This window comes from Pseudonocardia sp. DSM 110487 (assembly GCF_019468565.1).
Classification (GTDB): Bacteria; Actinomycetota; Actinomycetes; order Mycobacteriales; family Pseudonocardiaceae; genus Pseudonocardia.
Genome location: NZ_CP080521.1, coordinates 2,308,229 through 2,333,318 on the forward strand (window position 1 = coordinate 2,308,229; position 25,090 = coordinate 2,333,318).

The window sequence follows — 25,090 nt, forward strand, 5'->3', positions numbered from 1 at the left end:
GCTGCGTCATGGGCGGCGAACCGGAGCGGGACCGGCTGCTCCGGCTCATCGCGGACTACGTCCTCGAGCATGGGATCGCCGGCATGACGCTGCGCGGCCTCGGCAGCGCGATCGGCACGAACAACCGCATGCTGCTCTACTACTTCGGCTCGAAGGAGCAGCTGATCGGGCAGGCCCTGGGAGAGGCCGCGCAGCGGTTCCCGGCGTTCACCGCCGGGATGGCGGCCCTCGACGACCCCGCCGTCCCGCTCGTCGACCGCCTGCTCGCGGCGTGGCAGGGCATCGCGGCGCAGGAGAACCGCCCGTTCCTGCAGCTGTTCTTCGAGGTCTTCGGCCATGCCGTGCACAACCCCGGTCGGTTCGACGACTTCCTCGCCCGCGTCGGGCACGACTGGACCAACCAGGTGGCCAAGGCACTGCAGGCCGAGGGCATCCCGGCGACGGAAGCCGTCGCGCTCGCGCGGGAGATCGTCGCCGTATGGCGCGGGCTGCAGTTCGACCTGCTCTCCACGGGCGACGCGGCCGCGGTGGCGGCGAGCTACGCCGGCACCGCGGCCGCGTTCGCGAAGCGCTGTGAAGCAACCAAATCTGGTCAGCCCGCCAGTTGAGCCGGCGCCTTCGGCATCACGATGTCCAGCTCGCCCGCCGGCACCGCGACGGCGGAGCGGCTCCAGCCCCAGATCGAATAGAGCAGGCGTGCCGGGTCGGTGTGGCCGTGGCGGCCGTGGAAGAGCCGGTAGTTGTCGACGCACGCCATCTCGCCGGCCTCCAGCCGGAACCGCGGCCCGGTGTCGCGGGCGGCCGTCACCGCAGCCGTCCAGTGCTTCACGAACGGCCACTGCGCCGCCTCGTCCGGCCCCGTGACCGGCGCGAGGTACGGGTGGTGGCGCACCTGCGGGCGCCCGGCGGGCGTGGTGCGCAGGATCGGCGAGTAGGTGCCCTGCGGGAAGTTCGGCTCGGAGTGGTCGATGTCCACGGTGCGGCAGAACCGGACCATCTCCGCGTTGGCCGGGTCGCGGTCGAGGATGTCGAGCACCGCGACGCCGTCGACGAGGAACGACTCGCCGCCGGTTTCCGCCGGGCGCGCGCTGAACAGGAACAGCCGGTCCGGCGCGTAGTCGCCGAAGGCGAACCCGTCGTTGTGCGCGGGCATCGCGAGCGACGTGTCGGTGACGAACATGCGCTTGCGACCGCGGGCGTCGGCGGGCTGCTCCGCGACCTTCGCGCTCTCCTCCTCGCCCCGCTTCTTGGTGGCCTCGATCTGCCGGCCGATGCGCCGCAGGTCCTCGCCGAGCATCGCCCTGCCGAAGGCGATTGCGGCCTCCTCGTCGGCGATGCCGCCCACGATCGCGGCGCCATCGGCGTCGACGACCTCGCGGGCCTCTTCCGGGCTCGATACCCGGCGGGGCACCACACAGGCCTCGGCGAGCTCGGGACTCAGCTGCATGACGGGCTCCCTTTCGCTGAACCAAGCGGTTCAAGCGACTCTAGGGGGCCCGCATTGCCCTCGTGTTACCCGACCGTGACGGGCTCGCCGGGCGCGTGCCACGGGGGCATGATGGCCGGGTGGAGCCGGCGCTGACCGTCCCCGAGCACGGCCTGCCCGGGCACCTGGTCGACTTCGTCGGCGCGCTGCGCCGCCACGGGGTGTCGGTCGGGCCGGGGGAGACCATCGACGCCGCGCGCGTGCTCACCGCCCTCGACCTCACGCACCGCGAGCACCTGCGGGAAGGCCTCGCGGCCGCGTTGCTGCGCAGGTCCGGGCAGCGCGAGGTCTTCGACCCGCTGTTCGACCTGTACTTCCCGGCCGCACTCGGAGCCGGTGCCCGTCCGGTGGACGTGCCTCGGGTCGACGGCGGTCCGGTCGACGTCGACGCGTTGCGTGAGGTGCTCGCCGACCTGCTGCGGGACGGCGACCCGGCGGCCCTCGCCGAGCTGGCCCGCGCGGCCATCGACGCGCTGGGGCGCTCCGGCGCGGCGGGCACGGGGGTGCGCGGCGCGGCGGCGCGGCCCGGCTGGTCGGCCTACCAGGCGCTGCGCGCGCTCTCCCCGGAGACGCTGCTGGCGCAGGTCCTCGCCGGCCTGCGTGCCGGTGACGACTTCGCGGACGAGATGCTCCGAAGGGACGTCCGCGATCGCATCGCCGCGTTCCGAAGGATGGTCACCGACGAGGTGCGCAGGCGCACCGCCGAGATCCGCGGCCGCGAACAGGTCGCGCGCTCCGCGGTGCCGACACAGGTCGAGCAGGTCGAGTTCCTCTCCGCCCACGCCGAGCAGCTGGCCCGGCTGCGGCGCACGGTGCACCCGCTGGCCCGCCGTCTCGCGTCCCGCCTCGCGGTGCGCCGCAGGCACGCCAAGCGCGGCGAGCTGGACATGCGGCGCACGCTGCGCCGCTCGATGTCCACCGGCGGCGTGCCGATGCGCCCGGCCCACCGCAAGCGTCGGCCGGGGCGTCCCGAGCTGGTGGTGCTGTGCGACGTGTCCGGGTCGGTCGCCGGGTTCAGCCACTTCACGCTGCTGCTCGTGCAGGCGCTGCGGGAGCAGTTCAGCAAGGTGCGGGTGTTCGCGTTCGTGGAGCGCGCCGACGAGGTCACGCACCTGTTCGAGCCCGGGGCGGAGCTGTCCGGCGTGATGCAGCGGGTGCTGCGGGAGGCCGACCTCGTCACGTTCGACGGGCACAGCGACTACGGCAGTTCGTTCGGCCGCTTCGCCGAGCACTGGGGTGACGCCGTCGGACCGAAGACCTCCCTGCTCGTGCTGGGCGACGCCCGCACCAACTACCGCGACCCCAACCTGACGGTGCTGAAGCGGCTGGTCGGGCAGGCGCGCCATGCGCACTGGCTCAACCCGGAGCCGCGGCGGCAGTGGGGCAGCGGAGACTCCGCCGCCCTGCGCTACGCCGACGTCCTCCCGATGCACGAGTGCCGCACCGCCGCCCAGCTCGCCGACGTGGTCGAGGCGCTGCTGCCGGTGTGACGGCGGTAGCTTGAGAACGACCGTTCCCGTCCACGAGGACCCTGCGATGCCTTCGCTCGACACCGAGACCGCGCGTACCCGCCTGCTGGACGCCGCGGAGGAGCTGTTCTACGCCCGCGGGATCCAGGCGGTGGGCATGGACGAGATCCGCTCGTCCGCCGGCCTGCCCCTCAAGCGCGTCTACGCGCTCTATCCGGCGAAGGAGCACCTGGTCGAGGCCTACCTGCAGCGCCGCGACGTCCGATGGCGGGGGCGGCTCGCGGCGGCCGTCGAGGAGGTGGCGGACCCACGGGAGCGGATCCTCGCGGTGTTCGACTGGCTCGGCTCGTGGTTCCGGGAGCCCGGGTTCCGCGGTTGCGCGTGGATCAACGGGTTCGGCGAGCTCGGCGCGGTGTCGGCCGCGATGGCCCGGCAGGCCCGCGACCACAAGCGGGCGTTCGCCGGCTACGTCGCGGGGCTCGTCGCCGGCGCAGGCCTGCCGGCCGAGCTCGGTCCGCAGCTGGTGTTGCTCGCCGAAGGCGCCATGGTCACGGCCGGCATCCTCGGGACGGACGCCCCCGCGGCGCAGGCGCGCGGCGCGGCCGAGGCGTTGCTCCGGTGTTGATCGTTCCCGTAGGGTCGCGGGAGAACGCACGTTCTCGCCGCGAGGAGATCCGATGGCCGACCGCCCGCCGCTTCCCCCGTTCACCCTCGAAACCGCGAAGCGGAAGGTGCAGGCCGCCGAGGATGCCTGGAACACCCGCGACCCGGAGCGCGTGTCGCTCGCCTACAGCGAGGACTCGGTGTGGCGCAACCGCGACCGCTTCGTGTGCGGCCGAAGCGAGATCGTCGAGTTCCTGACCGAGAAGTGGGAGCGCGAGTTCGACTACGCGCTGCGCAAGTCGCTGTGGACCTTCGCGGACAACCGCATCGCGGTGCGCTTCCAGTACGAGTGCCACGACGCGGCCGGGGTCTGGTACCGCAGCTACGGCAACGAGAACTGGGAGTTCGACGAGCATGGCCTGATGGTGCGGCGGGAGGCCAGCATCAACGACCTCGTGATCGACGAGTCGGAGCGGCGGATCTTCGGGTCGCGTCAGGAGGGGGAGCGCGACCTGGAGATCCCGCTCCAGTAGCAGTGGCACGTTCCCGGCCCGCGAGCTCAGCCCGCGGGCGCGAGCGGCGCGGTGCCGTGGATCCCGGCTGCCGAGCGGACGAGTGACGCAACGGCCGGTGAGTGACTGCTCGGCGGCCAGGCGATCACCGTGGTGACGTCCGGCGCGTCGACGACGGGTACCGCGACGTGTTCGGGCCACTGCCAGGCACGGCTGGAGGCGGGGATGACGAGCAGCGTCCTGTCCAGCGCCACGAGCTGAGCGAGCTGTGACTGGGTGTGCACCTCCGGTCCGGCCCCCTCCGGGTAGGACCCGTCGAGCCGGGGCCATCGCGCGATCGGCAGGCCCGGCACGTCGCGGACATCAGCCAGCGTGAGCTGATCGCGTGCTGCGAGCGGATGCCCCGCCGGCAGGATCGCGACCTGGCCCTCCACGTAGAGGTCCTCGGTGTCGAACCCGGCGAGGTCGTCGAACGGGCGATGCATGAGTGCCACGTCGGCGCGCCCGTCGCGCAGCAGCCGTGCCTGCTCGCCGACCTCGCACAGGAGGACGTCGACCGGTGTCGCACCCGGCTCGCGCCCAAGCGAGTCGAGGAGCCGACGCAGCAGCTCGTGGGACGCCCCGGCCTTCGTCGCGAGCACCAGCGGCCGCGTCGGATTCCCGGCTCGGCGCGTCCGATGCGCGGCGGCCGCGACCGCATCGAGGGCCGCCCTTGCCTCGCGGAGCAGCACCCTGCCCGCGTCGGTGAGCGCCACTCCACGACGGTCGCGGTCGAGGAGCTGGACGCCGAGCCGCTGCTCCAGCTGGCGGATCGCGCGAGAGAGCGGCGGTTGTGCGATCCCGAGTCGAACGGCGGCGCGTCCGAAGTGCAGTTCCTCGGCGACCGCGACGAAGTACCTGAGTTCGCGGGTCTCGAGATCGCGCACCGACGAAGCCTACCGTCTGATACCCGGCGAGTATCACAGCGTACTGAATCGATCTTGGACAGCGAACGTGCGGCGCGCAGAGCATGGAGCGAGTGAACGACAGGACTGCGCTGGTCACCGGCGCGAACAAGGGAATCGGCTTCGCCGTCGCACAGGGTCTCGGAGCGATCGGCTTCACGGTTGCGGTGGGCGCGCGCGACGATGCCAGGCGCGAGCAGGCCGTCGAGCGTCTGCGCGCCGCAGGCGTCGGCGCGTTCGGGGTCGCCCTCGACGTCACCTCCGACGACAGCGTCGCCGCGGCAGCGGCGACCATCGAGCAGGCGGCAGGACGGCTCGACGTGCTCGTCAACAACGCCGGCATCTCCGGCCGGACCGACGGTGGCGCGCAGGACCCGACGACGCTCGATCTCGACGTCGTCCGCACCGTTCTCGACACGAACGTGTTCGGGGTCGTCCGGGTGACGAACGCGATGCTCCCGCTGCTCCGCCGCGCGGACTCGCCGCGCATCGTCAACATGTCGAGCAACATGGGCTCGCTGTCACTGCAGACCGGCCCGATCATGGCCGCGTACGCACCGTCGAAGTCGATGCTCAACAGTGTCACGGCGCAGTACGCCCGCCGGCTCGCCGACACGAACGTCATCGTGAACGCCGGCTGCCCCGGCTACGTCGCGACCGACTTCACCGGCTTCAACGCTCCGCGGACGCCCGAGCAGGGCGCCGCGATCGCGATCCGGCTCGCCACCCTGCCGGATGACGGCCCGCGCGGCGGCTTCTTCGACGACGAGGGCGCCGTCCCCTGGTGACTCGGACGGCCGCACGAGATCGTCATCGAACTGATGTTCGATCCGAGGTAGCGTGGCGGCATGGCCGCACCGGACCTCGCCTGGCAGCCCTCCCTGCTCGACGCGCCCGTGCTCGAGCTGGACCGGTCGTTCGCCGCGCTGCACCGCCGGGAGCTCGCAGAGGGGGCGTGGGTCGACCACGCGCCCGGCTGGTGTCGCGGGGCCGACGAGCTCTTCGCCCGGCTGCTGGCGGAGACGCCGTGGTCGGGCCGCGAGGTGCGCATGTACGACCGCGTCGTCCCCGAGCCCCGGCTCACCCATCGGTGGCGGCTCGACGAGGGTCCCGCGCCGCCTGCTGAGCTGTGCGAGATGGCGGAGGTGCTGAGTGCGCGGTACGGCGTGGCGTTCACGCAGGTCGGGGCCAATCTGTACCGGGATGGCGCCGACAGCGTCGCGTGGCACGGCGACCGCGTGGCCCGCGAGCTGCCGGAGGCCGTCGTCGCGCTCGTCTCGCTCGGTGGGGTGCGCCCGTTCCGCCTGCGACCCTCAGGCGGAGGCGCGTCGATCGGCTACCTCCCGGGTCCGGGCGATCTGCTGGTCATGGGCGGTTCGTGCCAGCGCACGTGGCAGCACGCCGTGCCGAAGACACGGGTGTCGGCGCCGCGGATCAGCATCCAGTTCCGGCACGCCTACGTCCGCTGAATGCGTGTTCCGCACGTCTCAGAAGATCGGTCGGACGATTCTTGACCGGGCGGCCAGTCAAGCGCATCATGGAGTCATCTCCTCATGAGGGAAGGGTGATCTACATGACCAGGACATGGCGCCGGTGGCAGGACTGGGCGGCAGTCGTGATCGGTGTGCTCACGCTGCTGTCGCCGATCGTGGTGTCCACCACCACTGCAGCACTGTGGACACTGATCGTGTTCGGCGTCCTGATCGCCGGCACGGCACTGTGGTCGCTCGCGCAGCCCGATTCGGTGGCCAGTGAGTACGTGCACGCGGTGCTCGGCGTCCTGTTGTTCATCTCGCCGTGGGTGTTCGGCTACGCCGACATGGCGGGCGCGGCCTGGACGTCCTGGGTCGCGGGTGTGCTGACGGTCGCGGTGGGGCTCGCTGCAGTGCCTGCGGCCCAGGCGGAGCACCGAGGCGGCCTGGCAGCGCACTGATCGACCCAGCACCGAAGACCACACAACGGAACACGCGCACGAGCACGGCCGCGGCCCCGGTTGGCCGCGGCCGTCCCGCGCTGCAAGATGGGCCGGTGAGGAGCACATGAGCGACGTCCCGCCGCCCGACGAGCCTGGAGCCCGAGAGCGGATCCTCGCGGCTGCCGAGGAGCTCTTCGCCGAGGCTGGTTTCGACGCCACACCGACGTCCCGCATCGCGGAACGGGCGGGCGTGCCGAAGGGCCTCGTCCACTACTACTTCAAGCGCAAACCGGACCTGCTGTCCGCGCTGATCGAGCGGCTGCCCGAGGATCGGATCGAGGCGGCGGCCCTTGTCGTCCCCGGCGACGTCGCATCCAGCCTGCATCGCCTCGTCGACGCGTTCGACACGGCGCTCGATTCGTCGGCGGTGTTGTCCCATCTGCTGTGGCGGGAGGCCGACACCCACCCGGCGGTGCTCCGCGCGCTGCAGGCGCGTTTCGAACGGATGGTCGAGCTGATCCGGCAGGTCGTCGCGGGCGCGCTCCCGCGCGGCGGCCCGGCTGCCGACGTCGACTGTGCCGCGCGTCTCCTCGCGTCGGTGGTCACCTACCGGCACTCGGTGGCCCGGCACGCCGCCGACACGCGGGAGGCCATGCACCGCGAGCTGCGCTTCCTCGCCGACGCGCTGGCCGCGGGAGCGGGCGCCCGCGCCGCGACGTCGTGAACGGCGGCTGAACCGCGGGCATCTGGCCGTGCCTCGCGGATCTTGACCGCGCTCTTCGAGCCCAGATCGCCCCTGGCTGCGTTGTCGGCCCGACCGGGTATTCCAATACAACGGCTCGGGCCTCCGCCTTGCCAGGGTCGATCTGGATCTCGAAGCCCATCGCCCAAGATCCACGAGGCACGGCCTAGTCTTCGGACGTGCACCGCAAGATCGGCGTCATGGGCGGGACGTTCGACCCGATTCACAACGGCCACCTCGTGGCGGCCAGCGAGGTGGCACACCGCTTCGGCCTGGACGAAGTGATATTCGTGCCGACGGGCCGGCCATGGCAGAAGACCGACCGCGCGGTGAGCCGCTCCGAGGACCGTTATCTCATGACGGTAGTTGCCACCGCCTCCAACCCGATGTTCTCGGTGAGCCGGGTCGACATCGACCGGCCGGGCCCGACCTACACCGCCGACACGCTCACCGATCTGCGTGCCGAGTACCCCGACGCGGAGCTGTACTTCATCACCGGCGCCGACGCGCTCGCCCAGATCCTCACCTGGCAGCGGCTCGACGAGCTCTTCCGGCTCGCCCACTTCGTCGGCGTGACGCGGCCGGGGTACACGCTCGACGACAACCACCTCCCGGACGGCGCGGTCTCGCTCGTCGAGGTGCCGGCGATGGCGATCTCGTCCACCGACTGCCGCCGGCGGGTGGAGGGCGGCCGGCCGGTCTGGTATCTCGTGCCGGACGGGGTGGTGCAGTACATCTCCAAGCGCCGCCTCTACCGGGACGAGAAGTCCTGAGCGGTCAGGGCGCCGGCGGTGGACCGATGATGTCGATGCCGTGAGCGGCGGCGATTTCGGTCAGCCGCGAAGGTGCGGGGATGCCGTCGCCCTCGCCGGACGCGGCCGCCGCGAACCGCTCGAACGCGGGCCCGTGGTGCATGGTCAGGTAGCGGGCCGCCGCGCTGGTGACGACGAAGCCGTGGGGGCGGCCCGCAGGTAGCACCGCGGCGCTGCCTGCGCCTGCCTCGTGTTCCTGCCCGTCCACGACGACCCGCAGCGTGCCCTCGAGGACGAGGAAGATCTCGCAGTCGTTGCGGTGCACGTGCATCGGGCTGCCGTGGCCACGCAGGGCCTCGGTGTCGAGCACCGCGAAGGTGCCGGCGGTGTCCTCGCCGGAGACCCTGACGCGGTACGACTGCCCGAGGAACGGAATCGCTCGCTGGGTCTCCTGGGTGGTGATCACCGGGGTCACGATGCGGGACGCTGGGCTCTGCTGCGTACCGGTCATGGTCTCGAGTTTGCGCCCGCGGGGGCGGAGTGGCGAGTCGGTGCGATCACTTTCCCAGCGGTGGCACCTTCGCGCTCGTCAGCAGCATCGTGGTGCCCTCGTCCTCCCGGGTCACCTCGATGGCGTCCATGCAGGAATGGATCATCAGGAGGCCGGGCCCCTCGAAGCCCTGTGGCTCGGGTGTCCAGTGCTCGCCGCCGGCGACCGCCACGAGGATCCGCCGCCCGCCGTCCGGCTCGGCGTACTGGCGGGCCGCCACCCTCACCTCCGCGCCGATGGCCGAGGGGTGGGTGTGCTCCACGGCGCTGGTCACGGCCTCGTTGACGGCCATCACGACGTCATCGACCTCGCGCGGAGGCCAGCAGAGCTCCCCGAGCCAGCGCCGGAAGCGTTCACGTACGACCGAGAGCGATACCGGATCGGCCATGAGCACCATGGAGATCACGTCGTCGGCTGGATGCGGCGGGATTCCCACGAGCGGCTCAGGCCGCGACGGCCTCGTCGAGGGTGCGGAAGAGCGACAGCACCTCGTCAAGGCCCATCGTGCGGATCGGCCGGATCACCGGCCGGGTCGGGTCGACGACCACCCGTAACGGGGCGCCCAGCTCCCGGCCGTCGTCGTGCAGGGCGACGAGCAGCCCGAGCCCTGAGGAGGAGAGGAAGTCGACCCCCGTGAGGTCGAGGACCACCGGCTGGTGCGCAGATTCGTGCAGCGCCGCGTTGCCGGCCTCCATCAGCCGCCCTCCAGTGCTCAGGTCCACCTCGCCGTGCACGACCAGCACCAGGCAGCCGCCTCGGTCGTCACGCTCGATCGTCATCAACTGCTCGGCTGGCGGTACCCCGCCGAGTGGGCCGTTCATGCTGGCGCAGCGTACAGCTGTCGTCGGCTCGCGGGGCCGCCGTCGTGGTGAGGCGGGTCGATTCACGCAGGACGCGATGGGCGAGCGCGACCACCTCGCGGAGACCACGCCGGTCGAGCAGGCGCGCGACGTCCCGGGCCGCCGCCTCCGCGACGTCCTCCGCGTGGGTCGCTCGGGACTGCACCCGATCGTCAACCGGAGCGCCGTCGATGACCTCGTCGGTCGCCTCGTTGGTTGCAGTCATCGGCCCTCGCAGCCCTCGGACGTCCGCACATGGACCCGGTTCCCGCTCCGCACACGCCGCAAACCACCTGTCGGCGGACCGCGTACGGGCGCCGCCGAACGGAACTGGGACAATGGGTGGGAGTAGGTGGGCGCGACCCGCCGGGGAAGGGGAACGGGTGACGGCGACCGACGACGCGCTCGACATGGCCCGCGTGGCAGTGGCCGCCGCGGCCGACAAGAAAGCGCAGGACATCGTCGTGCTCGACGTGTCCGACCAGCTCGTGATCACCGATTGCTTCGTGATCGCGTCAGCCCCCAACGAACGGCAGGTGCAGGCCATCGTCGACGAGGTCGAGGAGAAGCTGCGCCTGCACGGCGCCAAGCCGACGCGCCGGGAGGGCACGCGCGAAGGGCGCTGGGTGCTCCTGGACTTCGTCGACGTGGTCGTGCACGTCCAGCACACCGAGGAGCGTGGCTTCTACGGGCTGGACCGGCTGTGGAAGGACTGCCCGCGGATCGCGTTCCCGGAGGCGGTCATCGACGCCGGGCCGTCCGCCGACACGACGGGACCGACGGCGTGAGCCTGCGCAGGCTGGTCCTGCTGCGTCACGGCCAGACCGACTACAACGTCGGCGGCCGCATGCAGGGGCATCTCGACTCGATGCTCACCGAAACCGGAGTCGAGCAGGCGGCTGCCGTCGCACCCGAGATCGCCCGGCTGATGCCGGACCGGCTGATCAGCTCGGATCTGCGGCGCGCCGTGGACACCGCCGACCTCGTCTCGACAGCCTGCGGTCTGCCCGTCAAGTACGACGCGCGACTGCGGGAGACCCACCTCGGGGAGTGGCAGGGCCGCACGGTCGCCGAGATCGAGGAGAGCTGGCCAGGCGCGATCGCCACATGGCGCTCGGATCCCGGTTGGGCGCCGCCGGGCGGGGAGTCGCGCATCGAGGTGGTGCGCCGCTCGCTGCCCGTCGTCGAGGAGCTGGACGAGGAGTACGGATCCGATGGGTCGGACACGAGCGTCGTGCTGGTGGCCCACGGTGGCCTGATCGCCGGGCTGGTGTGCGGGCTGCTGGCGCTGCCCGCCACGGCGTGGCCCGCGATCGGCGGTATCGGCAACTGCCGGTGGGCCGCGCTGGCGCGCCGGGCCGACCACCCGCGATGGCGGCTCGCCGGGTACAACGTCGGCCTCGGTACCTGACCTGGCCGGCACCGCGGAGCGCCCCGTGCTGCTGGTGCTCGGCGACTCGCTCGCCTTCCACGGCCCGGAGCGACCCGAGCCCGCCGACGACCCCCGGCTCTGGCCGAACGTCGCCGCGGCCGCGCGCGGCGCCCGCGCCGAGATCGTCGCCGGAACCGGCTGGACAGCGCGGCACGCCTGGCACGCGCTGATCTCCGATCCGCGCGTGTGGGCCGTCCTGCCGGCCGTCGACGCGCTCGTGCTGGGCGTCGGCGGCATGGACACCCTCCCGTCCCCGCTGCCCACCGCGTTGCGCGAGCTCATCCCGGTGTTGCGCCCTGACGGGCTGCGCCGCCGTGCCCGTTCCGCCTACCTGCGCGCGCAGCCGGTGCTCGCGCGGGCCTTCGCCCAGGTTCTGCCGGGGGGCGGGCCGGTGGCGCTGCCGCCGCGGCTCACCGTGCAGTACCTGGAGCGATGCCGCAGCGCCGTGCTCGCGGTCCGCCCCGGCCTCCCCGTCGTGGCCGCGCTGCCACCGCCGCACCGCGCCGAGTGCTACGCGTCGGTGCATCCCGGACGGCTGCGTGGCGAGCGAGCCACCCGGGAGTGGGCCCGCGCGTCGGGGGTGGCCCTGCTCGACCTGCCCGCCCTCGTCACCGACCACGTATTGGGTGGCCACGGCAACCCGGACGGGATGCACTGGGGATGGGAGGCCCATGCCGCGGTCGGGGAGGCGTGTGCTCGGTTGCTGGGACGGTAGCGGGCGCTAGTGCACTAGGCTCCCGCGCCGTGCCTGTCGCCGTCGTCGTCACGGACTCCACCGCCTACCTCCCGAAGGGAGTGGCGGAGGAACGGGGGATCAGGGTCGTCGCGCTCGAGGTCCGGATCGGCGACCGGGTCGGACGCGAGGGCATCGACATCGACGCCGCCGAGCTGTCCGCGGCGCTGGCCGATCGGCGCCTCGACGTGCAGACGTCCCGGCCGACGCCGGCCGAGTTCATCGCGTGCTACCGAGCGGCGCTCGACGGCGGCGCCGACGAGGTGGTGTCGGTGCACCTGTCGCGGGAGCTCTCCGGCACGTGGGACGCGGCCAGGCTGGCGGCCGATGAGGTCGGTTCGGAGCGGGTGCACGTGGTCGACTCCAGGTCCACCGGCATGGGCCTTGGTTTCGCGGTGCTGGCTGCCGCCGAGGCCGCACGGGTCGGGTCGCCGGGCGTCGAGGTGGCGGCCGCGGCGGAGGCCGTCGCGGCGCGGTGCCGCCTGTTCTTCTCGGTCGAGACGCTCGACCGGCTCCGCCGCGGGGGACGCATCGGAGCCGCGGCCGCGCTCGTCGGCACCGCACTGGCGGTGAAGCCATTGCTGCACGTGGCGCAGGGCCGCATCGTGCCGCTGGAGAAGGTGCGCACCACGGCGCGCGCCGCCCAGCGGCTCGTGGAGCTCGCCGTCAAGGCGGCGGGGGACGGGCCGGTCGACCTCGCGGTGCACCACCTGGCCGCGGCCTCGCGGGCCGAGGAGGTCGCGGCCCGGTTGCGGGAGCGGTTGCCCCATGTGGCGCGGCTGCTCGTGTCGGAGGTCGGGGCGGTGATCGGCGCGCACGTCGGGCCCGGCCTGCTCGGTGTGGTCGTGGTGCCGAAGGGCTGAGTGCCGCACGGCACGCGGCACCGACAGTCCTTCCTGACGGGCGGCGAATTATCCACCTCGGGTATCGGCCATCCACAGCTCTCCACGACATCCGCTTCCCGGGCTCTCACTGACCTAGCGTCGATCCCATGACGCGATCCGAATCCCTCGTCCTGCCTGCGTCGCCCGAGCCCGCGGGCATACCCGAGGAGGACGTGCTCGGCCCCGGCGGGGTCTGGCCGCCGCCCCGACCGGCGGGCGGGCGGCTCCGGCTCGATCCGCCCACGGTGCCGATGCTGCTCGCCGGCGCGCCCCAGGCGCAGCCGCGGGCGGGCCCGCGCCGGCCCCTGGAGCGTCTCGTACCGGACGAGCAGCTCAGCGACGTCGGAGCGGACGATTCCTTCGCGCTCCCGCCGGAGCGGCTCGGTCGCGTCGGTGCGGCGCTGCGCCGGCTGGCGCCAGCGTCGTGGCGTGGGGCGCGCGTCGACCCCGGTCGTCCCGGCGCCACCGCGCTCGCGCTCGTGGCCGCGGTCGCCGCGGTGGCGGCAGCGGTGGGGGTCTGGTTCGAGCGGCCGCGGGCGGAGCCGGTGCCCGACCTGCCTGCGGTCACGGTGTCCGCCGCTGCCACCGCCGCGGCGGCGCCCACGTCGGCGGTTGCCACCACCGCGGCGGTCCCGACCGCACCGCCTGCCCCGCTCGTGGTGAGCGTGTCGGGCAAGGTCCACCGGCCCGGTCTCGTCGAGGTGCCGGAGGGGGCCCGCGTCGCCGACGTGCTCGACGCTGCAGGCGGGGCGCTCCCCGGCACCGACCTCTCGGCGCTCAACCTGGCACGCCGCGTCGTCGACGGCGAGCAGGTCGCGGTGGGGGTTCCGGCAGCGCCGGACGCCGCCCCGCTCGCGAATCCCGGCGCCCCACCCTCGCCGGCGAGCGGCGCACCCACGGGCAAGGTCGATCTCAACGCCGCCGCCGTCGAGCAGCTCGACGCATTGCCCGGCGTGGGTCCGGTCACGGCCCAACGGATCCTCGAATGGCGCACCCGCCATGGCCGGTTCACGCGGGTGGAACAGCTGCGGGAGATCGAGGGCATCGGCGAGCGCCGGTTCGCGCAGCTGCGGGAGCTGGTCATGGTGTGACGATCAGGTGTGACGATCAGCGACGGGCGTCCGCCGTGCTGCGACCCTCCACGAGCTCGGCCCTGATCTTCGTCACGCGGGGGTCGGGGGCGGGCGGGGAGGAGCGCAGCGCTGATGCGGCGGCTCGGCCCAGGTCCTCCAGCGGCACGCGGAGGGAGGTGAGCAGGCCTCCGGCGGCGGCGAGGTGGTCGACGGCGGCGATGCTCACCTCTCCCGGCACGTCCGTGCCGCGTTCCCGCAGGCCGATGAGCAGGCCGAGGGCGATGAAGCTGCTGTAGGCAACCACCGCGGTGACATCGGGGCCGAACGGCCACTGCGCGGCGAGGCGAAGCCCGGTGTCGAGCTCGGGCGTGGCGGAGCCGACCACCTCGACGCCGCCGCCTGCCGCGGTCGCGTGCCGCTTCGCCGCGGCGATGCGCAGCCGGTCCAGCGATGAGCCGTCGGGGCCGCCGACGTAGCCGATCCGGCGGTGGCCGAGGTTGTTCAGGTGGGTGACCAGCTGCCCGACGCCGCGGGGCGTGTCGGCCACGAACGCGGGCACGCCGCGCACGTGGCGGTCGATCACGACGAGCGGCATGCGGGAGGCGAGCTGCCGGATGTCGTCGTCGCCCGCCCGGGGCGCGATCAGGAGCGCGCCGTCGGCGTGCCCGAGGAGGCTGTGCGCCAGCTCGATCTCGCCCGTCCCACCGTCGGACGCGGCGATCAGCGCGTGCCCGTTCCCGGTGGCGAGCTCCTGCTGGGCGCCGGCCAGGATCGGGGCGAAGTAGGGGTTGGTCAGCGACGGGACGATCATGGCGAGGGCACCGGTCCGGCCGGTGAACAGGGCGCGGGCGGCCGGGTTGAGGTTGAGCCCCATCTCCGCGGCCAGCCGCTGCACCCGTTCCCGCGTGTCGGCCGCCACCAGGTCGGGCCGGCTCAGGGCCCGGGAGGCGGTGGCCTTGGACACCCCGGCGGCACGGGCAACGTCCTCGAGCCGGACCACGCCCACCTCCGCCGTGTTTCACCGCCGTAAAGACCGCCGGGCGAAATTGCGTTCCGCCGGGCGACAACTGTAGCGTCCTCGCCGCAACCGGTTTCAGCAACCCGTTGCAGCAACCGGTTTCAGCGCGTGGGAGGATTCCGATGCGGCGTGGGCTCGTCACCAGCGCGTTGCTGCTCCCCGCGGCCGTGCTGGTGATCGTCGGGTTCCTCTACCCGTACGTCACCATGCTCGTCGCGCCCGCCGCCGACCCCGATCCGGACGTGCCCGCCAGCCTCGCCGCGGCCGTCATGGACCCCTACGTGGTCGAGATCGTCGCCCGCACGGCCCGCGTTGCGGGTATCGCGACGCTCCTGAGCCTGCTGTTCGGCTTCCCGGTGGCCTGGGCGATCAGCAGGGCCGCGCCCCGCTGGCGGGCGCTGCTGCTGCTCGCCGTCACCTTCCCGCTGCTGCTCTCCACCGTGATCCGGACGTTCGCGTGGATCGTGCTGCTCGGCGGGGAGGGGTTGATCAGCCGCGCGCTGCAGGCCGTCGGGCTGGCCGCCGGACCGGTCCAGCTCCTGTACACCGAGACGGCGATGGTGCTCGGTCTCACACAGCTGTTCATGCCTCTGCTCGTGCTCACCGCCTTCAGCTCGCTCGCCGCGGTCGACCCGGCACTCGAGGACGCCGCGCGCGGCATGGGTGCCCGCAACTCCGCGGTCTTCGCACGCGTGGTGTTCCCGCTCGCCCTGCCCGGCACCGCCGTCGGCGCCATCCTGGTCTTCGCGGGCTGCGTCACGGCCTTCACCACGCCGTCGCTGCTCGGCGGCACGCGCAACCGCACGCTGGCCACCCTGCTCTACCAGGAGGCCAACACCTCGGTCGACTGGAGCGGGGTGAGCGCGATCGCGATCATCATGACGGCGATCGTGCTGGTCGTCGCCGTCGTGATGTCGCGGGTCTCGGCGATCGGGAGCCTGCGATGACGAAGCGACCGATCTTCACCCTGATCACCGCCGCGGCCGTGGTGTTCCTGCTCTTCCCGATCGTCGTGGTGGTCGGTGTGGGGCTGTCCGCGGGCACCGTGCTCACCTTCCCGCCCGAAGGGCTCTCGCTGCGCTGGTTCGCCGATGCGCTCGCCTACGAGCCGTTCCGGTCGGCCCTGTGGACCAGCGTTCAGGTCGCGTTCCTCGCCACCGTGCTCGCGCTCGCCGTGGGCGTCCCGGCCACCTACGCGATCCACCGCCGGTACCCGCGCGGGCGGCACGCACTGCAGCTGCTGTTCGTCTCCCCGCTGATCGTCCCGGAGCTCGTGCTCGGGTTCGCGCTCTTCCAGCTGTTGATGGTCGACGCCGGGGTCGACGCCCTCACCGCGCTCGTCGCAGGGCACGCCGTGCTGCTGCTGCCCTACACGGTGCGGGTCACCGGGGCGTCGCTGCAGCAGGCTGACCCGGCCCTCGAGGACGCGGCGGCCGGGCTGGGCGCGGGCCCGCTCACCACGTTCTTCCGCGTCACGGTGCCGGTGATCGCGCCCGGCGTGGTGGCGGCCACGATGCTGTCGCTGCTCACGTCGTTCAACAACGTGCCGCTGTCGCTGATGCTCACCTCGCGCCGGGTGGAGACGCTGCCGGTGGCAATGCTCGAGTACGTCCAGACCTCGTTCACGCCCATGATCGCGGCGGTCAGCACCCTGCTGCTGCTCCTGACGATCGGGATCGCGCTGCTGACCGAGCGCCTGGTCGGTTTCCAGAAGGTCTTCGGACGGAGCGCCTCATGACCACCTCGGCCACCGCCGCACCGGAGAGCGCCGTCGCGGCCGACGCCGTCGTGGCGCTGCGCGGGATCACCCGCGACTTCGGGTCCGGTCCCGTCGTGCGCGACCTCGATCTCACGGTGCGGCGGGGCGAGTTCATGGCGCTGCTCGGTCCGAGCGGCTGCGGCAAGACCACGTTGCTGCGGATGATCGCCGGCTACCTGGAGCCGACGGCGGGACAGATCCTGATCAACGGCAGCGACGCGGTGCGCACCCCGCCACGGCTGCGCAACATCGGCATGGTCTTCCAGTCCTATGCCCTCTTCCCGCACATGAGCGTCACCGAGAACGTGGCGTTCGGGCTGCGGATGCGGAAGGTCGCGCGGGCGGAGCGCGCCCGGCGCGTGCGGGAGGCGCTCGACCTGGTGGGGCTCGGCGACCTCGGCGATCGGCGGCCCGCGCAGCTGTCGGGCGGGCAGCAGCAGCGGGTGGCGCTGGCCCGCGCCGTGGTGCTGCGCCCCGACGTCCTGCTGCTCGACGAACCGCTGTCCAACCTGGACGCCCGGCTGCGGGTGCAGCTGCGCGACGAGCTCGCCCGCGTGCAGCGCGAGACCGGGCTCACCACCCTGCTCGTCACCCACGACCAGGAGGAGGCGCTCGCCGTCGCCGACCGGATCGTGCTGTTGCAGGGCGGCCGGATCGCCCAGGAGGGCAGCCCGCGCGCGGTATTCGAGCGGCCGCGGTCGCGGTTCGTGGCGGAGTTCCTCGGCTACGAGAACGTGTTCGAGCTGCCAGGGCGCGGGCTCGTCGCGGTCCGCCCCGAGCACGTCGAGGTCGTGCCCGCGGACGATCCGACGCCACCTCATGCCGAGGCGCTGGCCGGCACGCTCGTCGCCACCACGTACCGCGGCACCTACAGCACCGCCACCGCCGTCGTCCCCCTGCCCGGCGGCGACGTGCGGCTGCAGGGTGTCAGCGGGAGCCCGGAGCCGGCACCCGGCTCGGCGGTCCGGGTGGTCCTGCCCGAGGCCGCGATCGTCGCGCTCACCCCCGATCCCGAGGAGTCCGAATGATCAAGACGAGGGTCGCGCTCGCGGCCGCGGCGGCGCTGCTCGTCGCCGGCTGTGCAGGTGGCGGGGAAGGCGACACCGGCGGGTCCGGCGAGCTGGTCGTCTCCGGGTTCAGCTTCGGCGCCGAGGAGTTCGAGAAGACGGTGATCGCTCCGTTCGAGGAGCAGACCGGCATCCAGGTCACCTTCGACTCAGGGTCCAACTCCGACCGGTACAACCAGCTGCTGGTCAACCGCGCCCGCCCGGACGTCGACGTCATGCTGATCTCGGATCTGTTCGCCGCCGACGGCGAACGGGAAGGCCTGTTCTCCGAGATCGATCCGGCCGCCGTGCCGAACCGGGCCAACACGTTCGACTTCGTGCAGACCAGCGGCAGCTACGGCGTCCCGTACACGTTCACGCTGCTCGGCATGCTCTACAGCACGCAGGCGTTCCCGGACGCGCCCCCGACCGTCGAGTCGTTGTGGGACCCGCGGTTCGCGGGGAAGATCGCCGTACCGGACATCTCCGCCACCGCGGGAGTGCCGTTCCTGATGGCCGTGGCCGAGACGTTCGGCAGCGGGCCGCAGGACGTCGAGACCGCGTTCGCCAAGCTCGCCGAGCTCAAGCCCAACGTGCTGCAGTTCTACAGCAGCACCACCGAGCTGCTCAGTCTGCTCCAGCGGGGCGAGGTCGTCGCCGCGCCTGGGCTTGACCTGTTCGCCTACGACCCGGTCGAGGCGGGCAGCCCGCTCTCGTGGGCGCCGCTCGACCACGGCAAGCTGCTCTCCTACAACAAGGCCGAGGTCGTCGCCGGCAGCCCCAACCCGGAGGCCGCCGCGAAGTTCATCGACTACCTGCTCTCGCCGCAGGTGCAGACGGGCAACGCCACGGCGTTCTCGGACAAGCCGGTCAACCGCGACGCCACCCTGCCGCCGGTGATCGCGCAGGTGTCCGGGGGAGCGGCGAGCGACCCCGCTGCCGCCGGATTCGCCCCGCTCGACCTCGCGTTCGTCGGCGCCCACCGCGCGGCGTGGATCGACGAGTTCGCCCGGCGGGTGTCCGGATAATGCGAGAGCCGATCCCGGTCGTGATCGACTGCGATCCCGGGGTGGACGACGCGATCGCACTGCTGCTTGCGTTCCGCTCGCCCGAGCTGGAGGTCCTCGGCGTCACGACCGTGGCCGGCAACGCGGGCGTCGACGTGGTCACCGCCAACGCCGCAGCCGTCCTGGATCTCGCGGGCGCGCCCACCGATCTCCCGCTGGCCCGCGGTGCGGCCGGACCGCTGCGGGGCGGCCGGCGCGTGCCCGACGAGCCGATCCACGGGATCGGTGCGCTGGGCGGGGTCACGCTGCAGGCGAGCGCACGCCGCGTCGAGGCGGGTGCGCCGGAGCTGATCGCGCGGCTCGCCCTCGACCGACCGGGCGAGGTCGTGCTCGTCGCGATCGGCCCGCTGACGAACGTTGCGCGGCTGGTCACCGAACACCCGGACGCCGCGGCCGCGCTGCGCGGGATCGTGCACATGGGCGGCGCCGCGTTCGTGCCGGGCAACATCACTCCGGCCGCCGAGTTCAACACGTTCTGCGACCCCGAGGCCGCCCGGGCCGTGCTGACCTCAGGTCTGCCGGTCCGGGTGGTCCCGCTCGACGTCACGCGCCGCGCCGCGTTCCCCGGACGGCTGAGCGACCGGCTCGCTGCCTCGTCCGATGTGCGAACGGCCACGGCCGGGGCCATGCTGCGGGGCCTCACCGACCGGCACGAGGCGCGGCACGGGAAGCGGCTCTGCTACGTGCACGACGCCACCGCACTGGCCGCGGTGATCGATCCGGCGCCGTTCGGCTGGCACCGGCACGCGGTCGACGTCGAGTGCGCGGGTGAGCTCACCCGGGGTGCGCTCGTGGTGGACGTGTACGGCCGGACGCGCGGGCCGGCCACCGTCGACGTCGCGCTCGAACTGGAGCCCGCGGCGATCGAGGCGCTGCTGCTGGACGCGCTGGAGGGGAGTCGATGATCGAGGGCACGCTGCTGCTGGCAGGCGGCTCGGTGATCTCGGTGCACACGGGGGAGACCTTCCGGGCCGATGTGCTCCTCGCGGGTGACCGCATCAGGGCGGTCCTGGCTCCTGGCACGGCCGAGCTGGCGGCGCCGGAGACCGTGGACGTCACCGGCCGGCTCGTCGTACCCGGCTACATCGACGCGCACATGCATGTGGAGAGCTCGCTGGTCACGCCGGTGGAGTTCGAGGCGCTGACGCTCCCGCTCGGCACCACCACCGTGCTGGCCGACCCGCACGAGATCGTCAACGTTGCCGGCCGCGAGGCGATGGCGTGGATGATCGAGCAGGGCAGGGGGCTGCGGCAGGACATCCGGTGGGCGGTGCCGTCGTGCGTCCCGTCGCTGCACGGTTTCGAGACCGCGGGCGCCGACCTGGATGCCGCCGACATCGCGGAGATGCTCGGCTGGGAGGGCGTCACCACGCTGGGCGAGGTGATGGACTACCGGGCGGTGATCTCCCGCGATGCGCGCACCACCGCGATCATCGACGCCGCGAAGGATGCGGGCGTGCGCCTCGACGGGCACTGCCCGCACATCAGCGGCGCCGACCTGAACGAGTACCTCTGGGCCGGGATCGACTCCGACCACACCAAGAACTCGGCCGCGGTCACCGTCGAGAAGGCCCGGCTGGGCATGGTGATGATGCTGCAGGAGAAGTGCCTGAGCGATGAGCTCGTGTCGGCACTGCTCGCGCTGCCGGTGCTCCCGGACTTCTGCCTGGTCAGCGACGACGTCGCGCCCGACGCCGTGCTCGACCGCGGCCATCTCGACCACCTCGCGGCGGTCGCGCTGGCCTGCGGCATGCCGCCGCTGGTGGTGCTGCGTGCGCTCACCCTGCACCCCGCCCGGCGGCTCGGGCTCGACGACCGGGGCGTCGTCGCCCCCGGTCGCCGCGCCGACCTCGTGGTGCTGCGCGACCTGACCTCGTTCACGCCGGAGCTGGTGATCTGTCGCGGGCGTCCGGTCGAAGCGGGGGCAGAGCGTCCCCGCGTCGACAACCCGTTCGGCGAGTCGGTGCACGTCCCCGCCGACCTCACCGGTCTCGCCACCTGGCGGGCGGACCTGCCCGACGGCGACCACACGTTCCGCGCCCTGCGGGTCAACCCCACCGACACCTACACCGCGCCCGACGAGATCGTGCTGCCGGTGCGGGACGGGGTGGTCGGCTGGGAGGGGCGCTGCGCCGTGGTCACCGTCCTGGAGCGGCACAGCGGCGCGGGTACGGGGCAGACCGCGCCGGTGCTCGGATTCGACCTCGAGCCGGGGGCGTTCGCCACTACGTACGCCCACGACAGCCACAACCTCACTGTGATCGCCACATCGGCGGTCGCACTGGAGGAGGCGGCGACCCGGGTTGTCGCGCTCGGCGGGGGCATCAGCGTGGTGCGCGACGGTGCCCACCCGGTGGACCTGCCGCTGCCCGTCGGTGGCGTCATGTCGACCCGGCCCGGTGCCGACGTCGCCGCGGGCGCACGGGCGGTCCGGGCGGCGGTGCAGGAGTGGGGCTGGCGGCACGCGAACCCGTTCATGAGCCTGACGACCCTCGCGCTGCCGGTCTCGCCGCAGGTGAAGATCACCGACAGGGGCCTCGTCCGCGTGGTGCGGCGGGACTGGGAACCGGCGGTGCTGGACGCCGTATAGCTATCGCCACCAGGCCTCGACCGGCGCGATCGGGGCGGTGATGTCCATGTGGCGCTCCAGCAGCCGCAACGACCGTCGCGTGTCCGGATGATTCGGGCCCAGGACGGACAGCTGGTCGTCGATCACGAGCGCGAGGAGCGCCATCGCCCGCATCCGCTGCCCCCTGTGGAGCAGCACGTGGGCCAGGGTGGAGGTCCAGCGGAGCGTGAGCGGGTCGTTCGGCCCGGCCATCTTCTCCAGCTCCTCGACGTAGAGCTGCAGATCTATGGAGGCGTCGCGGAATCGGTGCGCCTTGATGGCCCTGCAGGCCCGCTTCATAATCCAGAAGTTCGTGACCCACTCCGACGCGGCGCCGACCAGGGCGAGCCCGACCACCACGGCGAGCCAGAACGCCGTCTCCCGCATCCACTCCGGGGTGGCATCGACACCCCCGACCAGGACCGCGATACCAACACCCGCCGTGTACAGCACCACCGCGGCAACGCCGATCACGACGGCTGGTGGCAGCGGCAAGGGCCTCCGGCGTCGAAACCGGTTCATGGTCTTCTGTCCTCCCGAGGATGCATCCGACACACCAGGTAGGACCGAAGAAGGAGCGCAACGGTTGGGGTGGTGCGGGCGCCGCCCCCCGGTGTCCAGCGTGGTCGAAGGGACCGACGGGTTCGGTCGCGCCGGTGCGCTTCGGCGGCGAGTTGTCCACCTCGGGGTTCGGCCATCCACAGGTTCGCGCGAACCCCGCTCGACGCACCGGATCGCTCGTAGCGTCGATCGCGTGACGCTCCCCGCTCGCTCGCCGATCCCTGATCTCGATCCGCCGCGGCCACCCGACCTGCGACTGGTGCCCGCCGCGCTCGCGGTGTGGGCCGTCGTGCTGCTGGGCATCGGGCTCGGGCCGATCGCAGGCGTGGCGATGCTGATCGGATGCGTGCTGCTCGTCGGGGTCACGGTGGTGCGGCGCCGTGGAGCACCCTGGGTCCTCGCCGCAGGTGGCTGTGCGGGGGCTGCCGCGCTCGTCGTCACCGCGCACGCGTTGCTGGTCGATCGGCACCCGCTGCGCGCTCCCGCGGAACGAGGCGCCGCCGCGGCCATGCGGGTGGTCGTCGCCGACGACCCGCGGCCGATCCGGACCGCCGGCTACGGGGCGCAGCCAGGGCGGGCGGGCCAGGTGGTCGTGCCGGCGGCGCTGGAACGGGCGGAGGTCGGCGCCGACGCGTGGGCCGTGGGCGGCCGGGTCCTGCTGATCGCGCCCGCCGACGAATGGTCGGTGCTGCTCCCCGGCCAGGCCGCCACCGCTCACGGGCTGCTCGCCCCGGCCGGGCGCAGCGACCTCACGGTCGCGGTGCTGCGGGTCCGCGGCCCGCCGGGGGAGGTCGAGCCGCCGCCGTGGTGGCAGCACGCGGCGGGCGGGCTGCGGGCCGGGCTGCGGGAAGCTGCGCAGGTGCTGCCGCCCGCGCAGGGTGGGCTGCTGCCGGGCCTGGCCGTGGGAGACACGAGCCTGCTCACCGCGGAAGTCGAGGCCGACTTCCGGGCGGCTGGGCTCAGCCACCTTCTCGCGGTGTCCGGGGCGAATCTCGCGATCGTGGCCGGTGCGGTCCTCGCGTTGCTACGCGTGCTGCGGGCCGATCCCCGGCTCTCCGCCGCCGTCAGCGCGGCCGCCGTGCTCGGGTTCGTGGTGCTCGCGCGGCCGTCGCCGAGCGTCGTGCGCGCCGCGGCGATGGCTGCCGTCGTGCTACTCGCGCTGGCGATCGGGCGGGGGCGGTCCGCGCTGCCCGCGTTGGCGGCGGCGGTGATGGTGTTGCTGCTGGCCGATCCGGCGCTCGCCGTCGATCCCGGATTCGCGCTCTCGGTGCTCGCCACCGCCGCGCTCGTGTTGCTCGCGCCGGGCTGGTCCGCCGCACTGCAGCGGCGCGGTGTGCCGCGGTGGGGCGCGGAGGCGCTCGCCGTGCCGGCGGCGGCGTTCCTCGCCACCGCTCCGTTGGTCGCGGGGCTGAACGCGCAGGTGAGCCCGGTCGCGGTGGTCGCCAACCTGCTCGCCGTGCCGGCCGTCGCACCGGCCACGGTGCTGGGCGTGCTTGCCGCGGTGCTCTCGCCACTCGCCGCGTTGCCGGCGCAGGTGTGCGCGTGGGCGGCCGGGCCGGCCCTCTGGTGGCTGGTGCTGGTGGCCGACCGGTCAGCGGCCGTGCCGGGTGCGGTGCTCGACTGGCCGGGTGGGCTACCGGGCGCCGCGCTGCTGGGCCTGCTGGTGCTGGGGCTGCTGTGGTTCGGCCGGTCGCCTCGGTGGCAGGCACTGCTCGTCGCCGTCGCGCTCGGGTTCGCGCTCGTGCTGGTGCCCACGCGCATCGTGCCACCGGGATGGCCGCCTCCTGGATGGGCGGTAGTCGCCTGCGACGTCGGCCAGGGCGACGCCGTCGTGCTCGCCACGGGCCGTCCCGGCTGGGTGGTGCTGGTCGACGCCGGCCCCGACCCCGGCCCGGTCGACGCCTGTCTCGACAGGCTCGGCGTGCAGGGGATCTCGCTGGTCGTGCTCAGCCACCTGCACGCCGACCACGTCGGTGGCCTCGCGGGCGCGCTGCGCGATCGCACGGCCGGGGTCGTCGGGGTCGGCCCGGTGCGTGAGCCGGGGTGGGCGCTGCGGGACGTCGCAGGCACGGCAGCAGACGCGGGCGTGCCCCTCGTGGCACTCGCCGCCGGCAACCGGCTGGAATGGCCTGCGCTCACCCTCGAGGTGATCGGCCCACAGCACCCCGCCGCGTTCGTCGACGGCGACGACGGCACGGCCGTCAACGACGGGTCGCTGGTGCTGCGCGCCCGCACCCCCGCGGGCTCCGTGCTGCTCACCGGCGACGTGGAGCTCGCCGCGCAGGCCGACCTCCTCGCGTCCGGCGCCGACCTGCGCGCCGACGTCCTGAAGATGCCGCACCACGGCAGCCGCTACACATCGGTGGCGTTCCTGAACGCGGTGGCCCCGCGGGCGGTGCTGGTGAGCGTCGGCGCCGGCAACCGCTACCGGCATCCCGATCCCGGTCTCGTCGGCGGTCTCGAGCGGGCCGGCGCCACGGTCCGCCGCACCGACCTCGCCGGCGACGTCGCTGTGGTCGGCGGCTCAGCCGACCTCGAGCTCGCGTCCCGCGGCTCACCGCTCCCAGCTCCGCGATGAGGACGGCCGGGGGCGGGTCCCTTGGCTGTTGAGGAAGCTGGCCGGCATGATTCACGGCGCCCCGATCGCCTCGAACCGGATGTGGGCGACGTCCTTCCGGGCGCGCCAGTAGCGCACGGTGTGGCCGAGACGGCCGGTCCCCATCTGCCGTGCACAAAATGAACAAAACGGTGACGTCAGTCACAGGCTCCGCAAAGGTTTGATCTGCACTGAGGCCGCACGAAGGACACCGCCGGTGAACCGGCCGGCGGGTACGCCGCAACGGCTCGGCGAAGTCGGCCCGATCGGGACGGATCGTCGACGTGCGAGGCGGACGCGGGCTGACGACCTTCGTCGGTACCGCCGTCAGCGCAACCCTACGAGTTGTAGGCCCACGGTTGGACACCTCCGCCCTGGGATCCTGCACCCATAGCCTGCAGGTTCCATTTGCGAAGCAGGAACATCAAGGAGCCGCATGTCCCTCTCTCCTCGTGGGCGCATCTCTGCCCTTGTGGCTGTCGCTGGCGTGGCTTTCGGATT

Annotated in this window: 28 protein-coding genes; 21 read left to right on the forward strand and 7 right to left on the reverse strand. The window is 73.0% G+C overall.

Annotated features, from left to right (window positions below; all coding sequences use genetic code 11):
* Positions 1 to 8 precede the first annotated feature (8 nt).
* A complete protein-coding gene (locus K1T35_RS10550) occupies positions 9 to 608 on the forward strand; it encodes a TetR/AcrR family transcriptional regulator (RefSeq protein ID WP_220259981.1) in 600 nt (199 codons plus the stop codon).
* On the opposite strand, the gene K1T35_RS10555 is transcribed toward K1T35_RS10550, so the two are convergent.
* Entirely contained in the window at positions 593 to 1,447 is an 855-nt protein-coding gene (locus tag K1T35_RS10555) for a TauD/TfdA family dioxygenase (RefSeq protein WP_220259982.1), read from the reverse strand. The two genes, K1T35_RS10550 and K1T35_RS10555, sit on opposite strands and share 16 nt — an antisense overlap.
* 119 nt (positions 1,448 to 1,566) lie before the next feature.
* On the opposite strand from K1T35_RS10555, the gene K1T35_RS10560 reads away from it, so the two are divergent.
* From K1T35_RS10560 to K1T35_RS10570, 3 genes are read left to right on the forward strand one after another with little or no spacing between them, the layout of a single operon-like run.
* The gene (locus K1T35_RS10560; protein WP_255621752.1) at positions 1,567 to 2,976 is read left to right on the forward strand and encodes a VWA domain-containing protein; all 1,410 of its coding nucleotides are present in this window, start codon (positions 1,567 to 1,569) and stop codon (positions 2,974 to 2,976) included.
* 46 nt (positions 2,977 to 3,022) lie between these two features.
* Positions 3,023 to 3,580, forward strand: a complete 558-nt coding sequence (locus K1T35_RS10565; RefSeq protein WP_220259983.1) for a TetR/AcrR family transcriptional regulator — start codon at positions 3,023 to 3,025, stop codon at positions 3,578 to 3,580.
* Positions 3,581 to 3,632: 52 nt separating this feature from the next.
* Positions 3,633 to 4,091, forward strand: coding sequence for a nuclear transport factor 2 family protein (locus K1T35_RS10570; protein ID WP_220259984.1), 459 nt, complete (start codon positions 3,633 to 3,635; stop codon positions 4,089 to 4,091).
* 26 nt (positions 4,092 to 4,117) lie between these two features.
* Here K1T35_RS10570 and K1T35_RS10575 read toward each other — a convergent pair whose 3' ends face one another.
* Positions 4,118 to 4,996 (reverse strand): LysR family transcriptional regulator, encoded by an 879-nt coding sequence (locus K1T35_RS10575; protein WP_220259985.1) that lies wholly within the window; start codon positions 4,994 to 4,996, stop codon positions 4,118 to 4,120.
* A gap of 83 nt (positions 4,997 to 5,079) precedes the next feature.
* Between K1T35_RS10575 and K1T35_RS10580 the strand changes: the two genes are divergently transcribed.
* The 5 genes from K1T35_RS10580 (at position 5,080) to nadD (ending at position 8,444) form a co-directional block, all read left to right on the forward strand.
* Positions 5,080 to 5,802 carry an SDR family oxidoreductase gene (locus K1T35_RS10580; RefSeq protein WP_220259986.1) on the forward strand — a complete coding sequence of 241 codons (723 nt, stop codon included), beginning with the start codon at positions 5,080 to 5,082 and terminating at the stop codon, positions 5,800 to 5,802.
* Between the two features lie 60 nt (positions 5,803 to 5,862).
* Positions 5,863 to 6,483, forward strand: coding sequence for an alpha-ketoglutarate-dependent dioxygenase AlkB (locus K1T35_RS10585; RefSeq protein ID WP_220259987.1), 621 nt, complete (start codon positions 5,863 to 5,865; stop codon positions 6,481 to 6,483).
* Between the two features lie 104 nt (positions 6,484 to 6,587).
* Positions 6,588 to 6,947 carry an SPW repeat protein gene (locus K1T35_RS10590; protein WP_220259988.1) on the forward strand — a complete coding sequence of 120 codons (360 nt, stop codon included), beginning with the start codon at positions 6,588 to 6,590 and terminating at the stop codon, positions 6,945 to 6,947.
* Between the two features lie 106 nt (positions 6,948 to 7,053).
* Positions 7,054 to 7,653, forward strand: a complete 600-nt coding sequence (locus K1T35_RS10595; RefSeq protein WP_220259989.1) for a TetR/AcrR family transcriptional regulator — start codon at positions 7,054 to 7,056, stop codon at positions 7,651 to 7,653.
* Between the two features lie 197 nt (positions 7,654 to 7,850).
* The gene (gene nadD / locus K1T35_RS10600) at positions 7,851 to 8,444 is read left to right on the forward strand and encodes a nicotinate-nucleotide adenylyltransferase (protein ID WP_220259990.1); all 594 of its coding nucleotides are present in this window, start codon (positions 7,851 to 7,853) and stop codon (positions 8,442 to 8,444) included.
* A gap of 4 nt (positions 8,445 to 8,448) precedes the next feature.
* On the opposite strand, the gene K1T35_RS10605 is transcribed toward nadD, so the two are convergent.
* From K1T35_RS10605 to K1T35_RS10615, 3 genes are read right to left on the reverse strand one after another with little or no spacing between them, the layout of a single operon-like run.
* Positions 8,449 to 8,934 carry a cupin domain-containing protein gene (locus K1T35_RS10605; RefSeq protein WP_220259991.1) on the reverse strand — a complete coding sequence of 162 codons (486 nt, stop codon included), beginning with the start codon at positions 8,932 to 8,934 and terminating at the stop codon, positions 8,449 to 8,451.
* Between the two features lie 46 nt (positions 8,935 to 8,980).
* The gene (locus K1T35_RS10610) at positions 8,981 to 9,409 is read right to left on the reverse strand and encodes an ATP-binding protein (protein ID WP_220259992.1); all 429 of its coding nucleotides are present in this window, start codon (positions 9,407 to 9,409) and stop codon (positions 8,981 to 8,983) included.
* A gap of 7 nt (positions 9,410 to 9,416) precedes the next feature.
* On the reverse strand, positions 9,417 to 9,794 hold the full coding sequence (locus K1T35_RS10615; protein ID WP_220259993.1) for an STAS domain-containing protein: 378 nt from the start codon (positions 9,792 to 9,794) through the stop codon (positions 9,417 to 9,419).
* A gap of 401 nt (positions 9,795 to 10,195) precedes the next feature.
* On the opposite strand from K1T35_RS10615, the gene rsfS reads away from it, so the two are divergent.
* From rsfS to K1T35_RS49730, 5 genes are all read left to right on the forward strand, one after another.
* Entirely contained in the window at positions 10,196 to 10,600 is a 405-nt protein-coding gene (rsfS, locus tag K1T35_RS10620) for a ribosome silencing factor (protein WP_220259994.1), read from the forward strand.
* Positions 10,597 to 11,223, forward strand: a complete 627-nt coding sequence (locus K1T35_RS10625) for a histidine phosphatase family protein (RefSeq protein ID WP_220259995.1) — start codon at positions 10,597 to 10,599, stop codon at positions 11,221 to 11,223. The genes rsfS and K1T35_RS10625 overlap by 4 nt, the downstream gene beginning before the upstream one ends.
* A 25-nt stretch (positions 11,224 to 11,248) precedes the next feature.
* A complete protein-coding gene (gene octT / locus K1T35_RS10630; protein ID WP_255621756.1) occupies positions 11,249 to 11,959 on the forward strand; it encodes a diglucosylglycerate octanoyltransferase in 711 nt (236 codons plus the stop codon).
* A gap of 29 nt (positions 11,960 to 11,988) precedes the next feature.
* Complete coding sequence (locus K1T35_RS10635; RefSeq protein ID WP_220259996.1) at positions 11,989 to 12,840, forward strand: DegV family protein; 852 nt, start codon at positions 11,989 to 11,991, stop codon at positions 12,838 to 12,840.
* A 128-nt stretch (positions 12,841 to 12,968) separates the two neighbouring features.
* Positions 12,969 to 13,952: a helix-hairpin-helix domain-containing protein gene (locus tag K1T35_RS49730; protein WP_370645340.1), complete on the forward strand. Its 984-nt coding sequence runs from the start codon at positions 12,969 to 12,971 to the stop codon at positions 13,950 to 13,952.
* 16 nt (positions 13,953 to 13,968) lie between these two features.
* Here K1T35_RS49730 and K1T35_RS10645 read toward each other — a convergent pair whose 3' ends face one another.
* On the reverse strand, positions 13,969 to 14,934 hold the full coding sequence (locus K1T35_RS10645; RefSeq protein ID WP_220259997.1) for a LacI family DNA-binding transcriptional regulator: 966 nt from the start codon (positions 14,932 to 14,934) through the stop codon (positions 13,969 to 13,971).
* 140 nt (positions 14,935 to 15,074) lie between these two features.
* Here K1T35_RS10645 and K1T35_RS10650 point away from each other — a divergent pair, with 140 nt between their 5' ends.
* Genes K1T35_RS10650 through K1T35_RS10675 form a run of 6 tightly spaced genes read left to right on the forward strand, consistent with a single transcriptional unit; the run spans position 15,075 to position 21,414 of the window.
* Positions 15,075 to 15,899: an ABC transporter permease gene (locus K1T35_RS10650; protein WP_220259998.1), complete on the forward strand. Its 825-nt coding sequence runs from the start codon at positions 15,075 to 15,077 to the stop codon at positions 15,897 to 15,899.
* Positions 15,896 to 16,690, forward strand: a complete 795-nt coding sequence (locus tag K1T35_RS10655; protein WP_220259999.1) for an ABC transporter permease — start codon at positions 15,896 to 15,898, stop codon at positions 16,688 to 16,690. The genes K1T35_RS10650 and K1T35_RS10655 overlap by 4 nt, the downstream gene beginning before the upstream one ends.
* Positions 16,687 to 17,739, forward strand: coding sequence for an ABC transporter ATP-binding protein (locus tag K1T35_RS10660; protein ID WP_220260000.1), 1,053 nt, complete (start codon positions 16,687 to 16,689; stop codon positions 17,737 to 17,739). Before K1T35_RS10655 ends, K1T35_RS10660 begins: the two co-directional genes overlap by 4 nt.
* Positions 17,736 to 18,785, forward strand: a complete 1,050-nt coding sequence (locus K1T35_RS10665; protein ID WP_220260001.1) for an ABC transporter substrate-binding protein — start codon at positions 17,736 to 17,738, stop codon at positions 18,783 to 18,785. The genes K1T35_RS10660 and K1T35_RS10665 overlap by 4 nt, the downstream gene beginning before the upstream one ends.
* Positions 18,785 to 19,729, forward strand: coding sequence for a nucleoside hydrolase (locus K1T35_RS10670; RefSeq protein ID WP_220260002.1), 945 nt, complete (start codon positions 18,785 to 18,787; stop codon positions 19,727 to 19,729). The genes K1T35_RS10665 and K1T35_RS10670 overlap by 1 nt, the downstream gene beginning before the upstream one ends.
* Complete coding sequence (locus K1T35_RS10675; protein ID WP_220260003.1) at positions 19,726 to 21,414, forward strand: adenine deaminase C-terminal domain-containing protein; 1,689 nt, start codon at positions 19,726 to 19,728, stop codon at positions 21,412 to 21,414. Before K1T35_RS10670 ends, K1T35_RS10675 begins: the two co-directional genes overlap by 4 nt.
* On the opposite strand, the gene K1T35_RS10680 is transcribed toward K1T35_RS10675, so the two are convergent.
* Positions 21,415 to 21,927, reverse strand: coding sequence for a tetratricopeptide repeat protein (locus K1T35_RS10680; protein WP_220260004.1), 513 nt, complete (start codon positions 21,925 to 21,927; stop codon positions 21,415 to 21,417). It abuts the gene before it with no gap.
* Between the two features lie 259 nt (positions 21,928 to 22,186).
* On the opposite strand from K1T35_RS10680, the gene K1T35_RS10685 reads away from it, so the two are divergent.
* Positions 22,187 to 24,571, forward strand: coding sequence for a ComEC/Rec2 family competence protein (locus K1T35_RS10685; RefSeq protein ID WP_255621757.1), 2,385 nt, complete (start codon positions 22,187 to 22,189; stop codon positions 24,569 to 24,571).
* The last annotated feature ends 519 nt before the right edge of the window (positions 24,572 to 25,090 follow it).